This window comes from Rhizobium sp. BR 317 (assembly GCF_047445835.1).
Classification (GTDB): domain Bacteria; phylum Pseudomonadota; class Alphaproteobacteria; order Rhizobiales; family Rhizobiaceae; genus Rhizobium; species Rhizobium paranaense.
Map to the genome: position 1 here is coordinate 41234 of NZ_JARWLB010000020.1, position 13733 is coordinate 54966.

General features: G+C 58.3%; 14 protein-coding genes and 1 pseudogene. 6 read left to right on the top strand and 9 right to left on the bottom strand.

Going from position 1 to position 13733, the window contains the following annotated elements:
• Window positions 1-9: 9 nt before the first annotated feature.
• Both QD357_RS25370 and mdeB read right to left on the bottom strand, forming a co-directional pair.
• Window positions 10-1296 carry a 2-oxo acid dehydrogenase subunit E2 gene (locus QD357_RS25370; protein WP_414125272.1) on the bottom strand — a complete coding sequence of 429 codons (1287 nt, stop codon included), beginning with the start codon at window positions 1294-1296 and terminating at the stop codon, window positions 10-12.
• Between the two features lie 23 nt (window positions 1297-1319).
• The gene (mdeB, locus tag QD357_RS25375; protein ID WP_414125273.1) at window positions 1320-4007 is read right to left on the bottom strand and encodes an alpha-ketoglutarate dehydrogenase; all 2688 of its coding nucleotides are present in this window, start codon (window positions 4005-4007) and stop codon (window positions 1320-1322) included.
• 146 nt (window positions 4008-4153) lie between these two features.
• On the opposite strand from mdeB, the gene QD357_RS25380 reads away from it, so the two are divergent.
• Window positions 4154-4675 (top strand): Lrp/AsnC family transcriptional regulator, encoded by a 522-nt coding sequence (locus tag QD357_RS25380; protein WP_414125274.1) that lies wholly within the window; start codon window positions 4154-4156, stop codon window positions 4673-4675.
• 306 nt (window positions 4676-4981) lie between these two features.
• On the opposite strand, the gene QD357_RS25385 is transcribed toward QD357_RS25380, so the two are convergent.
• From QD357_RS25385 to QD357_RS25405, 5 genes and pseudogenes are all read right to left on the bottom strand, one after another.
• Window positions 4982-5314: an OsmC family protein gene (locus QD357_RS25385; protein WP_414125275.1), complete on the bottom strand. Its 333-nt coding sequence runs from the start codon at window positions 5312-5314 to the stop codon at window positions 4982-4984.
• Window positions 5311-5511 (bottom strand): hypothetical protein, encoded by a 201-nt coding sequence (locus QD357_RS25390; RefSeq protein WP_414125276.1) that lies wholly within the window; start codon window positions 5509-5511, stop codon window positions 5311-5313. The genes QD357_RS25385 and QD357_RS25390 overlap by 4 nt, the downstream gene beginning before the upstream one ends.
• A gap of 46 nt (window positions 5512-5557) precedes the next feature.
• Window positions 5558-5888, bottom strand: a pseudogene (locus tag QD357_RS25395) (PLP-dependent transferase); the annotation flags it as partial.
• Window positions 5889-6006: 118 nt separating this feature from the next.
• Window positions 6007-6879, bottom strand: a complete 873-nt coding sequence (locus QD357_RS25400; RefSeq protein WP_183940645.1) for an SDR family oxidoreductase — start codon at window positions 6877-6879, stop codon at window positions 6007-6009.
• 155 nt (window positions 6880-7034) lie between these two features.
• Window positions 7035-7760, bottom strand: coding sequence for a dienelactone hydrolase family protein (locus tag QD357_RS25405; protein WP_414125319.1), 726 nt, complete (start codon window positions 7758-7760; stop codon window positions 7035-7037).
• A 203-nt stretch (window positions 7761-7963) separates the two neighbouring features.
• On the opposite strand from QD357_RS25405, the gene QD357_RS25410 reads away from it, so the two are divergent.
• From QD357_RS25410 to QD357_RS25430, 5 genes are all read left to right on the top strand, one after another.
• Window positions 7964-8695, top strand: coding sequence for a TetR/AcrR family transcriptional regulator (locus tag QD357_RS25410; RefSeq protein WP_183940649.1), 732 nt, complete (start codon window positions 7964-7966; stop codon window positions 8693-8695).
• A 189-nt stretch (window positions 8696-8884) separates the two neighbouring features.
• Window positions 8885-9946, top strand: coding sequence for a flavin reductase (locus QD357_RS25415; protein ID WP_414125277.1), 1062 nt, complete (start codon window positions 8885-8887; stop codon window positions 9944-9946).
• Between the two features lie 252 nt (window positions 9947-10198).
• Window positions 10199-11131, top strand: coding sequence for an XdhC family protein (locus QD357_RS25420; protein WP_414125320.1), 933 nt, complete (start codon window positions 10199-10201; stop codon window positions 11129-11131).
• Entirely contained in the window at window positions 11128-11448 is a 321-nt protein-coding gene (locus tag QD357_RS25425; RefSeq protein WP_414125278.1) for a nucleotidyltransferase family protein, read from the top strand. The genes QD357_RS25420 and QD357_RS25425 overlap by 4 nt, the downstream gene beginning before the upstream one ends.
• 7 nt (window positions 11449-11455) lie before the next feature.
• Window positions 11456-11761 (top strand): nucleotidyltransferase family protein, encoded by a 306-nt coding sequence (locus tag QD357_RS25430; protein ID WP_414125279.1) that lies wholly within the window; start codon window positions 11456-11458, stop codon window positions 11759-11761.
• 3 nt (window positions 11762-11764) lie between these two features.
• On the opposite strand, the gene QD357_RS25435 is transcribed toward QD357_RS25430, so the two are convergent.
• Both QD357_RS25435 and QD357_RS25440 read right to left on the bottom strand, forming a co-directional pair.
• Entirely contained in the window at window positions 11765-12316 is a 552-nt protein-coding gene (locus QD357_RS25435) for a carboxymuconolactone decarboxylase family protein (RefSeq protein ID WP_414125280.1), read from the bottom strand.
• A 40-nt stretch (window positions 12317-12356) separates the two neighbouring features.
• Window positions 12357-13676 (bottom strand): M24 family metallopeptidase, encoded by a 1320-nt coding sequence (locus QD357_RS25440; protein ID WP_414125281.1) that lies wholly within the window; start codon window positions 13674-13676, stop codon window positions 12357-12359.
• Between the last annotated feature and the right edge of the window lie 57 nt (window positions 13677-13733).

A 13733-nucleotide genomic window follows, 5' to 3' on the forward strand; every position in this document is an offset into this window, starting at 1 on the left:
GTCATGTCCTCAGAGCGCTGCGCGACGGAAGTCGGCAAGGGTTGCGGCGATATGGCCGAGGAAATTTGCGGCTGCGACGCCATCCACCACGCGATGGTCCCAGGACAGGCTGATAGGGAGGATCAGACGTGGCCGGAAACCAGTCCCGTCCCAGACCGCCTCTGTGGCCGAACGACCGGCTCCCAGGATCGCCACTTCCGGGGCGTTGATGATGGGAGTGAACCCAGAACCGCCAACGCCTCCGAGCGAAGAGACCGAGAAGCACCCACCTTGCATGTCTGCACCCGCAAGCGTCCCTGTACGCGCCTTGTCCGCGAGTGCGCGCATTTCCGTCGCAATGTCTCGAAGACCCTTTGTATCACAGTCACGAATGACCGGAACCATGAGACCCTTTGGCGTGTCGGCTGCAAAACCGATATGGACATAGTTCTTCAGAATAAGTTCATCACCAACAAGCGAAGCGTTGAAACGGGGGAATGCCTTCAGTGCGCGAGCGGACGCCTTGATGAGAAACGCGACCATAGTGAGCTTGAAATCGGATGAACGCGATTCTGAGTTGATCGTCTGACGAAACGTCTCGATCTCGGTCACGTCAGCCTTATCGAAATTGGTGACATGCGGGATCGTCAGCCAATTGCGTGTGAGGTTGCCGCCAGAGATCTTTTGAATGCGCGACAAGGGCTCGCGGGTCACGGGGCCGAACTTTTCGAAATCGACGGACGGCCAAGGTGGCAGATCCGCTCCGATGCCCATCCCGTTTGCCGTTGCTGGCGCTTCCAGTGCTTTCTTCACATGCGCGGTGACGTCTTCATGCAGGACACGGCCCTTGGTCCCGGTGGCCTTGACCTTGCCGAGATCCACCCCGAGTTCTCGCGCCAAGGCGCGCACCGAGGGGGTCGCGTGTGCGCCGCCGGGGACAGATCCAGCCGGTGCGGCTTTTTCTGTGGCCGGAACCGGTTCGGGCGCTGGCGGTGCAGGATTATCTGCTATCGACGCCTGTCGAGCGGGTGTGTCGTTATCCGCCTTGCGTATTTCCAGCTCCGGGGTGGGACTGGCCGTCAGCTCCAGCACCATGAGCAGCGAGCCCTTCGACACCCTGCTGCCGACTTCGACCTTCAACTCATGCACCGTGCCGGCGTCGGTCGCCGGGACCTCCATCGTTGCTTTGTCGGACTCGACGCTGAGAAGCGGATCATCGCGGGAGATGCTGTCGCCGGGCTTTACGAGAATTTCAGTGACGGGAACGTCCTTGTAGTCGCCGATGTCCGGCAAGAAAATGTTTATGAGGTTGCTCATGATCAGCCTTGGAAGAATGGGGGTCAAACAGTCCAGGGTGCAGGCGCGTCAGCCGCGACCCCGTAGCGGTCGATTGCCTCGGCGACCGTTTCGCGCATGGTTGCACCTTCCCGTGCGAGCGCGGAAAGCGCCGTTATCACGATCTGATGGCGGTTAACCTCGAAGAAGGCACGCAGGGCTGCTCGGGTGTCACTGCGTCCAAAGCCATCCGTGCCAAGCACGGAAAAAGGTGCGTTCACATAGGACGCGATAAGCTGAGGCCACGCTMGGACATAGTCAGTTGCCGCTATGATCGGCGCACTGCCCCGCAAGCACGCCTCAACATGGCTCACTTGAGGTTCCGCAAGCGGGTTCAGCCTGTTATGGCGTTCGACATCGCGGGCGTCTCGAGCAAGCTCGGAAAAGCTGGTTGCCGAAAACACGTCTGTGCCAACACCCCAATCGTCCTTCAGAAGTTTTGCTGCCTCCACGACCTCCGGCAGGATTGCGCCGGAACCCAGTAGACGGACGGTTGGCTGGCCCTTCTGCGGTAAATGGGACGCGAGCTTATAGAGACCCTTAACGATGCCTGCCTCTGCGCCTTCAGGCATCGAGGGTTGGGCGTAGTTCTCGTTCATCGCAGTGATGTAATAGAATTCGTCCTTCTGCGCCTCCAGCATCGAGCGAGCTCCATGGTCGAGGAGAACTGCCATTTCATAGGCATAGGCGGGATCATAGGCGCGGCAGTTGGGGACGGCGGCGGCCATCACCAGGCTGGAACCGTCCTGATGCTGCAGGCCTTCCCCGCCGAGGGTCGTCCGTCCAGCGGTCGCGCCAATCAGGAAGCCTCGCGCCCGCTGATCGGCCGCCGCCCATATGAGATCGCCCACGCGCTGGAATCCAAACATCGAATAGTAGATGTAAAATGGCAGCATCGCCTTGCCGTGTGCACTGTAGGCGGTGGCGGCCGCCGTCCAGGAAGCAATTGCGCCGGCCTCCGTGATCCCCTCCTCCAACAGCTGTCCGTCCTTCGCCTCTTTGTAGTAGAGCATCGAGCCGGCATCCTCGGGCTCGTAGAGTTGTCCGACCGGAGAATAGATGCCAACCTGACGGAACATGTTGGCCATCCCGAAAGTGCGCGCCTCGTCGGCGACGATCGGCACGATGCGCGGACCAAGCTCGTTGTCTTTCAACAAATTGCTGAACAGACGCACGACTGCCATTGTGGTCGACATCTCCTTGCCGTCTGCCCTCAATGCAAACTCAGCGTAGCTGTCGATGGCCGGGACCGGGACGGCAGATGATTGGCGCTTACGGGCCGGCAGGTATCCGCCGAGCCCCTCTCGCCTTGCCCGCAAGTATGTCAGCTCAGGACTGTCTTCTGCAGGGCGGTAGAAGTCCAGGCGCTCCACCTGCTCATTGGTCAAAGCGAGGTCAAACCGGTCCCGGAATGCGAGAAGGGCCTCAATATCGAGCTTCTTTGCCTGATGCGCGGTCATCCTGGATTCGCCTGCGCCCCCCATGCCATAGCCCTTCTTGGTCTTGGCGAGAATGACGGTGGGCCTGCCTTTGGTCTGGCGCGCCGCCTCAAATGCAGCGTAGAGTTTCCGGAAATCGTGCCCGCCTCGACGCAGGGCATCAACATCGCGATCCGACATGTGAGCAACAAGCGCCCGAACTTCCGGGTCCTCATCGAAAAAGTGGGCGAGGTTATAGGCGCCGTCTTTTGCGCCGAGCGTCTGGTACTTTCCATCGACCGTTGCGGCAAAGCGACGAAGCAGCGCATGATTGACGTCGCGTGAGAAGATGCTGTCCCACTCGGAAGCCCAAAGTACCTTGACGACATTCCATCCGGCACCGCGGAACAGCATTTCCAATTCTTGAATTATCTGGCCGTTTCCACGTACAGGTCCATCCAGACGCTGAAGATTGCAATTGATGATGAAGGCCAGGTTGTCCAGCCCTTCCCGCGCGGCAAGCGACAGTCCAGCGATCGACTCGGGTTCGTCCATCTCGCCGTCGCCGAAGACGCCCCAGACGCGCCGTTCGTCTGTATTGGCCAGCCCCCGATCGCGAAGATATCGCATGAACCTTGCCTGATAGATTGCGCTCAATGGGCCGATACCCATTGATCCGGTTGGCAGCTGCCAAAAATCGGGCATCAGCCATGGGTGAGGGTAGGAACAAAGTCCGGGGCCGCCGATCTCCTGGCGATAACGTTCTAGCTGCTGCTGCGATAGCCGGCCTTCAAGGAAGGCGCGCGCATATACCCCGGGGGCGGAGTGTGGCTGGAAGAAAACGAGATCGCCACCCCCTTCGGCGTCTGGTCCCTGGAAGAAGTGATTGAAGCCAACCTCAAATATTTCGGCTGCCGAGGCATAGCTCGCAATATGCCCACCTAGTTCGCCATAAGCTTTGTTGGCCCGCATCACCATGACGAGCGCGTTCCACCGCAAGATCGCGGTAATCCGTTCTTCCATTTCAATGTCGCCCGGAAAGCGCGGCTGCTCGTCGATCGGTATGGTGTTTCGATACGGGGAGAATGGCAACAGGTCTGGCAGGACGCCCAACTCTGTCGCTCTTTCCTCAATTGCAGAAAGGATAAAGCGGGCGCGCTCCTTTCCACCGTTTCCGAGGAGTGACTCAAGCGAGGCCAGCCAATCGTGAGTCTCGGGCGGATCCGTGTCTCCCACCCTCGCTGCGACCGCGAGATTCTTAAGATTAGAATGCATAGTTGAGCCCTCCCTATTTTCGGACATATTATAAAAATAGCAGAGTTGCCACCGCAGGTCATGCTGAAGATGTTGATGTTTGCATCGTTTGAAGGTTATTATGCCGTATAGACCGCAAAATGCAGCACGAAGTGCCGAGGATCCGCATGGATACGATCGACGTGAAAATTTTGATCGAATTGCAGGAAGACGCCAGCCTGTCGAATGTCGAACTGGCTCAGCGCGTCGGACTATCTCCATCGCCGTGCCTCGTCCGCGTCCGTGCGCTTGAGACTTCCGGTGTAATAGCCCGGCGCGTCACCTTGCTTGATCCACATAGCGTTGGCGCCAACATCAGCGTTTTCATTCAGGTAACACTGGAGAGGCAGGCGGAAGTCCAACTGGAACGATTTGAAGCCGCGATCCAGACTTTTTCGGAGGTGATGGAGTGCTATCTGATGACCGGCGATTCAGACTATATGTTGCGTGTCGTGGTATCCGATGTCGGGGCGCTTCAGCATTTCATTGTCGAGAAACTCTCTAAAACACCGGGTGTTGCCAATATTCGTTCAAGCTTCGCTCTTAAACAGGTCAAGTACAAAACCGCGTTTCCCATTGGCGAGCTCCTTGACGCGCAACGGAATGTCGGGGTTCTGCCCAGGCGGCAACAACGGCCCGATCAAGGCTAAAGATCGCCGCCGTCGTAGCGTGGCAGCGCGACATACAGAAACACTCACGCCGCTGACACCCGCATTGCGTTGTTCTGTCGATCCGGGCATGGCATTAGGGTGCTGGCGAGGAGCCAAAACGCGTGTGATGGCAAGCACCGCCTGCGGCAGCGTTATGGCCTGGGAGTTCTACCGCTTCTTGAGGGCTGCTCTCTGACAGGAGGGCGGTTCGACATCGCCCCAGCTTCGCGACGAACGATTCTAGATGGGCTTGGGGCGAGGTCAATCCGAGGCCTGCGGCCCCCTGCCCTCCTGGTCGCAGGCGCGTTATTCGGCGGATATCGCTTCACGCAACGGCTCATGTTGCAGGCCCAGTGTCACAGGGACCGAGTTCCACAGGATATCGAGCACGGGGCAATGCTGATCAACGATCTTTTTCAGCCTTCGCAGCCGTTCTTCCGTGGCAGGGCTATCGATTGTCACAGTGCCGGTAATGTTTCGAAATCCTGGGCGGACTGAATTGTCCGCAGTGAAAAGAGCGCGCAGATCGATTTCGCCATCGAGCTTGACCGAAACGCCATTGACGGGACGCCGAGGGCGTCCGCGTAAGCCTGTCGGTAATCTCCTGACATGATCCAAGCGCGGCCAGAATATATTCAACGCGATTTGGGGGGCGGGTCGTTGCCGCCAAGGGCTGCGGGCTCATCCACCTTGACCGTGAACTGCCACGCCTGGACGCTGCTGTCGACGCCGTCGCCCTGGCGCGATTGCGTCGAGAAGACGGCGACCGCTTTTGTCGGTGCGTTGCGTAGCGCTGATTGCGTGCCATTGAATATGTCTTTGAACCGGAATGTCATCGTGGTTCCTCCAATGGGATTGGTAGCCGCTGAATCCGCCGGCGGCTCAGATTGAAGCCACGGTCGTGAGGCTCTGTTCGATATCAAGAAGAATATCATCGAGTTCGAGGCCGATTGAGAGCTTCACATAACCGTCCGACACCCGCTCGCGATCTGTTCCTCCAGGGTCAGTTGCGAGTGGGCCGTTGTCGCAGGGTGGATAGCGAGACGGCGGGCATCGCCGATATTTGCCACGTGGTAAAGAAGTTTGAGATTGTTGATGAAGGCGCTGCCCGCCTCCTTGCCGCCCCTGAGTTCGAAGCCACAAGCCCACCATATCCGCCCTTCCGGTATTTGTCCGCCCGCTCGCGATTGATCCCCTCCTGTCGCGACCGATGCGAAGAGAGGGAGGGTTTGAAAGATACCCTCCCTATCAGATTGCGGCAATTCGTGTCAGTCCAATGTCTACCCGCCCGATCTGCGGCACAGGCTCTCATCGGCGAAACAGATGTCAGACTAGCCCATTCGATATGCCTCGAATTGACCGCGAATGAATTCCTCGAGGGACCTCGGTTTTCGCCCGAGAAGCCAGGTCAAAACGTTGGGGTTTCCGACAAAATCGTGATTTGAATAGTGGTCGCTAATGCTCTTCAGAACCCGGTCCTGATGAGCAAACCTGCTCCGGTCACCATCTCCGAACAGACCTTTGCGATAGTCTTCAGAGTTCACTTCCTCGACGCGGATCTCGCGCCCCACGACGTGGGAGATCACCGCACCGATCTCATGCGCCGTAAATCGCCCTTCGCCGCTCAGTTCGTAGGTTGCACCATAGTGGCGCTCGCCCTCGCCGAGCACGCGCGCCGCAACATCAACAATGTCGCGTAGATCGATCATCGACTGCCGCCGATCGAGCGACCAGAACAACCGGAACACGCCGTCTCTGAAGGCAGGCAGAAACCGCCACGGCACCATGTAGTTAGTCGGTTGGAGAACTGTGAATTCCAGTCCGGAAGACAACAGGTGTTCTTCTATGTCGCGCTTGATCTCATGCTGCACCAGGTCCGATATAATAGGGTGAAGAACCGAACTGAACACGAAATGTCGGACGCCAGCCTGGCGCGCGGCATCCACCATACGAAGCCCCATCTCGCGCTCGCGAGGATGAGCAGATGGCCCGATGTGATAGACCCGACTTACGCCTTCAACGGCTCGCTCCAGGATATCCGGTTCGGCAATGTCTCCGACGATCACCTCCTTGACACCCAGAGCGCGAATAGCGTCAGCGGAGCTTTCGGACCGGGTGCAGGCTCGCACATTGAAGCCATCCTTAAGGAGCCGCGGCAGCAGTAGTTTTCCTTGGTTGCCATTCGCGGCTGTTAACAACAACATCACTCTTCTCCTTGTCGATTGTGATGAAAGGTACTTGCTCAGGACCCGCTGAAGAATCGAACATTGTACGGGCGACCCGTACTTTTCTGCAGGTCGATGGGATCCGTCGAACGCGCTGTCTGGACAACGCGCGATGCTAGGTCGCAAAAAGAATCTCAAATCCGGTTTGCGAACACATTGCCGATGAAGTCGTCAATCATCTTGTAGGTCTGGCGTGCGGCGCCGGGGTCGTAAACGCCAATACCGGGAACGTTAATCCCCTCTTCGGCGAAAGCGTGGAGCAGCCCACCGAAGTTGAGCATTTGCCATTTGGCTTCCGCGGCGTCGAGCTCCGCCTCCAATGCATCGCGGTCAGCCTTGGGTGCCACCGGATCTTTCGTCCCGTGTAATATGAACAAGGCGGCTTTGATGTCGCCTTTGCGCGCTGGCAGCGCTCCTGCGAGATCCCCGTGGACGCAAACAACCGCGTCGATGTCGGCTCCGCTCCGCGCCAGTTCCAGTACATTGGCGCCACCAAAGCAAAAGCCAATCGCAGCCGTTTTCGAGGGATCTCCGATTCCACGCCTGGTAGCCTCGGCGACCAATGAGTCGAGGGCTGCATTTACCCGCGTTCTGCGTTCTGCCGGATCTGAGGCAATCTCCTCCACCCACGCTTTCGACGTAGGCGGTCCATCGCAGGTCTTGCCCAGGCCATACATGCAACCCACGAAAGCGATATAATCGTCGCCGGCCATCCGTGCTGCCCGGGCGATCGCAGCCTCGGTCACTCCCAGCCAGTTTGGCATAACCAAAAGAAGCGGACGCGGCCGTTCGATCTTGTCATTCCACACGAGCGCGCCACGGCCGACGACGCTGCCCGCCGCATAGTCAATTCTCTCCACAACCAAAGCAACCGCCTCCCTCGATTCCACGGCCTCGGAAATTCTATAACGTGTACGATTTCATGACTTGTCAAGTTTTTGTTGGGCGCAGTACGAAAGATTGTGCTATAGTTGCCTTCACCACCGATGGCTCTAAAATGGCAGTCCGGATCGTACTTGATGGCGTGGTTCCGGGCCGCATAAGATGAAGGTTAGTAAAGTCCATGAAAGCTGTAAAACAGGTCCCTCGAGAGGAACCGGTAGACGACGACATCAACATTGAAGACAGCGATGGCCTCGATATTTATCGCCTTCGGGATTTGCTCGGGATCGATTCTGAACGGTTTGGCCTGCGAGAACAGAACAAGGTCGAAAAGCTGGAACGGATCTTTTTGGCGGCGCGCCGGCAGTTCGCGGACGTCGGCTACGATGCGACTACACTACGGGACGTCGCGAAAGAAGCACGGGTTGCGCTGGGGACACTCAGCTCATACGCGGAGACCAAGAGCGAACTGGTGCTGCTCGTGTTTAATGCAGGGATGCCATCGCTGATCGCCAAGTGCAGGGAGGAAGCAAAGAAGGAAGGCAATCTTCTCGATGCGCTGACCGGTTATTTCAGGCCAGCTTACACTGCCTATGCAAAGGAGCCCGGCCTGTTCCGCGTGCTCCTTCGCGAAAACGTATTCCACACCAACTCACTCCATGCGCGGGAATTCCACCGCGTCCGCGGCGAAACCCTGAACGACGTCAAGGTAATGATTGTGCAGGCACGTGAAAGGGGAGAGATCAGGCCGTACATGGACGCGACGTTGAGCGCGCGTACTATTTTTCTCCTCATGTTTGCCGCAGTGCGGATCTGGATATCAACCGACCAGCCGGATGTCGAAGCCGGGCTTAGCGAGCTGAAGAGCATGATCGCGCTGCTCCTGGACGGAATGAGGGGCGCAACAGCTTAACGCGAAGTTTGCGACCGGCGCTTCCGCCGGCGGCGGACGTGACTTGACTAATTAAAAAACGGACATATCATAGTTTTAGAACCGGTATTGGATATTGTCTCCAATCACTGGCTGTTTGCGGCAAGCACTGCTGAAACTCGCGATTTCGCAGGTCTCAGCCCTCGTCCGCCTAACCTGGGAGGAGAAACTATGATCCATGAAAGAATCACGCCGATCGATGTCGGACTGTTCCGCACTTTAATGCKACACGTCGCTTCGAGCGTCGGTGTCATAACGACGTCACATGAGGGACAATTGCACGGCATGACGGCGACGGCCATCAGCAGCGTTTCGGCCAGCCCGCCGCGGATACTGATCGTGGTCAATCGCTCCACTCGCAGTCACTCATTKATTTCCGGTAGCAGGAATTTTGTTGTCAACATTCTGGCTGACCATCAGAAGGATCTCGGAGAGCGCTTCTCCAGCAAATCTGAAAACCGGTTTGAGGATGTCGCGCACCGTTTCGGATGGCGAGGAACGCCAATCCTTGACCAAGCTGCAGCGCATCTGGAATGCGAACTGGTGAGCGAAACGGATGGGGAAACACATACGATCTTCATCGGCGAGGTTGTGGGCGGCGGCGTCTCGGGAGCCAGTCCGCTTCTGTATCACGATGGCGCCTACAAGGGGCTGACGCCACGAGTCAGCTCCTACGAGGTATCCCCGCTTTTCCTGGAGCGCTGGTCGCCCCGCGCTTTCTCTGAAGAGCCGATTGCGGAAAAGGAACTAATGACGATGTTCGAGGCGGCCCGATGGGCCCCCTCATCACACAACGCGCAACCATGGCGGTTCGTCTATTCAAGACGGGGCGGACCTGCCTGGGAAGATTTTCTCGGATGCCTCTTTGAGGTCAATCGCGACTGGGCATTTCGGGCAGCAGCGATGGTCGCTTTCATATCTAAGAAAACGCTGGAACGCGATGGCCTGACGATGGAATCTCGATCCCACGTCTTTGATACAGGCGCAGCGTGGATGTCATTTGCCCAACAGGCCAGTCTTCTTGGATGGCACACCCATTGTATCGGCGGCTTCGACCGAGGGAGATTGGCGGAAGCTCTGAAAGTTCCTGACGGCCACACGATCAATGCCGTCGCAGCAGTCGGCAAGCTGGGCGATCCTTCGATACTCGTCCCTCAGCTTCGAAGCCAGGAAATTCCCAGTGAGCGACAGCCAATTGAAGATCTGGTCTTCCACGCATCGATGGCAGGCTAGCGCGGGGCGAAAGTTAGTATCATGGCCCGGCACTTTTCGGCAGAGGTCGCTCGCATTAGACTAGGCGTGTAGAAGCCTGTCGAGGCCGCTCATCCTGGAGCCACTCGCGCTGGAACGGCAACAATGCGGCGTAGCGAAGTCAGCCATAAGGGCGGCGTTTCTGAAGATTTCTGGTTCGGGAAGCATCCAGCGTTCCGGCCCGGTTCTGCAGCCGAGTCGGACATCGAAACCGACGATCCGACGGGAAACGAGATGGACGAGGACACAAGTGACGTTTTGACGCCGGCACCTGTAAGGGCGTTGACCACCGACGATACAATCGAGATCTTGGGATTTGCCAGCGCCTGCTTGAAAGCGGGCAGCGACGTCGTTCTGGCGACACTCGTCGAGATCCGCGGTGGGGCTGCGCGCGCGCTGGGGTCGCATATGGTCGTGGCAGCGGACGGGCGGTTCTGTGGCTATGTGTCGGGGGGCTGTGTCGAAGCGGCAGTCGCTTGCGAAGCGCTTCTCGCCCTGGTGAAGGGCTGCGACAGGATCGTGACGTTTGGCGACGGCTCGCCGTTCTTCGACATCGTACTTCCTTGCGGCGGCGGTATCACCATCGCCCTCCATTTGCTGAAAGATGGCGGGCCGATCGAAGAAGTCCTCCGTCGTATCGATGAACGCCGGCCAGCGGGTCTGCGCTATTGCCGTGAGCGGCAGTCGCTTCAATTCATGGAGCCTCCGGAGCGGGCAGGCTGGCAGGGCGGAGATTTCCTGACGAACTACCGTCCGCGCACACGCGTTGTTATCTCCGGCCATACGGTGGAGGCAAGTGCCGTTGCTTGCCTGGCCGCAGCCTCGCAATTTGACGTTCTTGTATACGAGAACGGCGAGTTCGGGCGAGACATCGTCCGGCAGATCGATACCTATACGGCAATCCTGTTCCTGCACCACGATCTCGACCGCGAGGAGTCGCTCCTACGGAGGGTTCTGGGTTCGCCAGCTTTCTACGTGGGAGCGCTCGGAAGCACGCGCACGCATCGGAAACGTGTCGAGCGCCTGAAAGAACTCGGCTATAGCAATGATGATATTGCTCGCATCAAGGCGCCGATCGGGATATTCGGACCGACGCGCGATGCGTATTCATTGGCCTTGTCTGTCATGGCCGATGTCGTGGCTTGCCGATTGGCTATATACGGATGACCGAGGAAGAGCACGGATCACCTGCACGATCAGATCAGCTTTCCGTATCGATCGTTCTGCTTGCGGCAGGTCGATCAAGCCGCATGGGGGCGAATGGCGCGCATAAGCTGCTCTCCACGTTCCAGGGCATGCCGCTCGTCCGCCGCTCGACGCTGACATCGACTACGAGCGCGGCGCGGTCGGTGATCGTGGTCACCGGATACCGGCATTCCGACATTCAGCGGAGGATTGCGGATCTTCCCGTTAAGCTCGTCCACAACGCTTCATTCGCCTCGGGAATGGCTTGGTGTTTCGGCTGCAGAGGCCGAGGAGCCTGACGGTGTCATGATCGTTCTTGCAGACATGCCGGCTCTGACCGTTCCGGACCTCGATTTACTGATTTCGATGTTTCGAGCAGATGGTGGAAGATCCATTATTCGGGCCATGGGCCTGGGAATGCCCGGTAACCCCGTCGTGTTTCCTAAGGCGCTTTTTGGTGAACTGAAAGGCCTGACAGGTGACAAAGGCGCGCGTGCGCTAATCAGGGCTTTCGATCTGCCGGTTGTCGACGTGGAGATCGGCGACGGCGCTTTGATAGATGTCGACACGCCGGATGCCATCGAGGCCGCCGGCGGCGTGATCGTCTCATAGCCGCTATTCGAGCACGCCGGGTCCGTCCGGCACGATTTCGAGGGCGGTCGCAAAACGCGTATTTCCCACATACCAGGAAACCAGGGCCGCCAGATCGACGACGCCCCGCGCGCCAAAGATTTTCAGAGCCGTCTGGAACGTCTCTTCATTGACGCCGGTATTGGCGGACGTTTGATCCGCAAATGCGAGAGCCGCGCGCTCCTCGTCGGAATAGAGATCAGATTCGATCCAGTTGCGGAGCGCTTCGATCTTGGCCATGGATACGCCCATTTTCGTCGTCACGCCGACATGCACACTCCACTCATATGCGCCGCTATTCAATTGGCAGACGCGGAGCACCACCAACTGTCGGATCTGAGCGGCTATTGCCGACTCGCTTCGGAGTGCGGCAGCATAGGTCGCCATCGCGCGAAACATTCCCGGCGAATGGCAAAGGGTTTTGTGGATGTTCAGGATCTCGCCGCCACGGCCGTGTATCACGGCAAACGCCGCATCGACGCGCTCGTCGCTCCCTGCATAAGGTCCAAGCCTCGAAGGGTGGTCGGTAGTGTTCATTGTTTCTCCTTGTGTGTCGAACCCGTCTTGCGGTCGGAACTTATGCAATTTGCGCCAGCTCAAGCGGCGTGTTCACGAGAAGCTCCGCCTCCTTGTCGCGGACGACCATGAAGTCCGCCAGCATGACCCCGACGTCGACCTTCCAGTTGGCATCATGGAGGTTGATGTTGTTGCCAAACGCCATGCCCTCCTGAAGTTCCATCTCCGAGACGTGCGCACCGTTGACAGCGTTCACCCCAAATCCGCCAGGATAGACGACGCTGGGATGCTCTGGCGAGGCGGTTCCCATCGCGTGGAAGCCAAGCTCGACCCAGTCCAGCCCGGCCCGCTCGGCTGGCTTGCGTATCATCGCCACTGCCTCACCAATCGTGCGGCCCGTTGTCAGTGCGGCTTTGCTCGCATGCAAACATTCGACGGCAACATCCCAGATGCGCAGCAATTCCTTCGGAGCCTGCTTGCCGAGATAGACGGTGTATTCCGTATGGCAGCGGTATCCGCCGTACTTCGTGTGAAGCTCCGAAATGATGATATCCCCTGTTTCCAGCGGACGCATTGTGGGAGCGATCGGCTGGTCCGACCCATGCAGCAGATGCCAGAGCTCGTCTTCCGGGTGATCAACCGGTCCGGCCGCCCAAAGATTGAAAATGTTCGGTTCGGCCCCGTTGGCGATCTGCGCCTTTATCATCTCAGCGTATACCACTGCCTCGGGCACGCCTGGCCGCGCGGTTTCAATCAGCGCATCCACAGCTTTGCGCGCAATGCGTCCTGCCCCGCGAAGCATTTCGATCTCTTCTTCGCTTTTGACGACGCGCAACTCCTCGATCAGCCAGCTCGCTTCCACAAAGGTGGCGCCCGGCAGGAGCGTTTTCAGTCCCTCAACCTCTCTGTGAAGCAGGGTCGGTGTCCGCTGAATAGTGGAGGAAAATCCGACAATCCMAATACGCCCCTGCTCCAGTCCGCGAGCCCGGATTTCCTCGACAATCGCACCCAAGCCCGCCMGCCCACGAACATCTCCAACCCAATCCTGCATGGACGCGAAGGCGTTAAAGGGCCTGTTCATGTGAATGATGCCGGTCCAGACCACAGGATCGCTGGTTGCGGGAAACAGTGCGTCACCGCCAAGCTGGGCGTCCAGCTGAAACATGTACCGGAGATTGGCCATCCCCATGCCGAAATAGATGTCGTTGCCAAGGAACACCAAGGCGTCCAGTTCGGCAAACATCATTCGGCTTCTGGTCCTCGACCATCGTCGGTCGCGTTCGGCGATGGACAAGTGCGGAACGAATTTCTTGAGTTCACTTGTCGGCACCGCGTTCGATGGAATTGGACGCGCGGTGGGTTTGAAAGCTGGCATGGTCATGGACATTCTCATTCGTTCGGTTGGAGTGCCGGCTGCCGCAGCAGTTCGTACACGCTA

Coding starts and splice junctions, on each gene's coding strand:
- QD357_RS25370 (WP_414125272.1), bottom strand. CDS start 1,296: ATGAGCAACCTCATAAACATTTTCTTGCCGGACATCGGCGACTACAAG.
- QD357_RS25380 (WP_414125274.1), top strand. CDS start 4,154: ATGGATACGATCGACGTGAAAATTTTGATCGAATTGCAGGAAGACGCC.
- QD357_RS25390 (WP_414125276.1), bottom strand. CDS start 5,511: ATGACATTCCGGTTCAAAGACATATTCAATGGCACGCAATCAGCGCTA.
- QD357_RS25400 (WP_183940645.1), bottom strand. CDS start 6,879: ATGTTGTTGTTAACAGCCGCGAATGGCAACCAAGGAAAACTACTGCTG.
- QD357_RS25410 (WP_183940649.1), top strand. CDS start 7,964: ATGAAAGCTGTAAAACAGGTCCCTCGAGAGGAACCGGTAGACGACGAC.
- QD357_RS25420 (WP_414125320.1), top strand. CDS start 10,199: ATGGACGAGGACACAAGTGACGTTTTGACGCCGGCACCTGTAAGGGCG.
- QD357_RS25425 (WP_414125278.1), top strand. CDS start 11,128: ATGACCGAGGAAGAGCACGGATCACCTGCACGATCAGATCAGCTTTCC.
- QD357_RS25430 (WP_414125279.1), top strand. CDS start 11,456: ATGATCGTTCTTGCAGACATGCCGGCTCTGACCGTTCCGGACCTCGAT.
- QD357_RS25435 (WP_414125280.1), bottom strand. CDS start 12,316: ATGAACACTACCGACCACCCTTCGAGGCTTGGACCTTATGCAGGGAGC.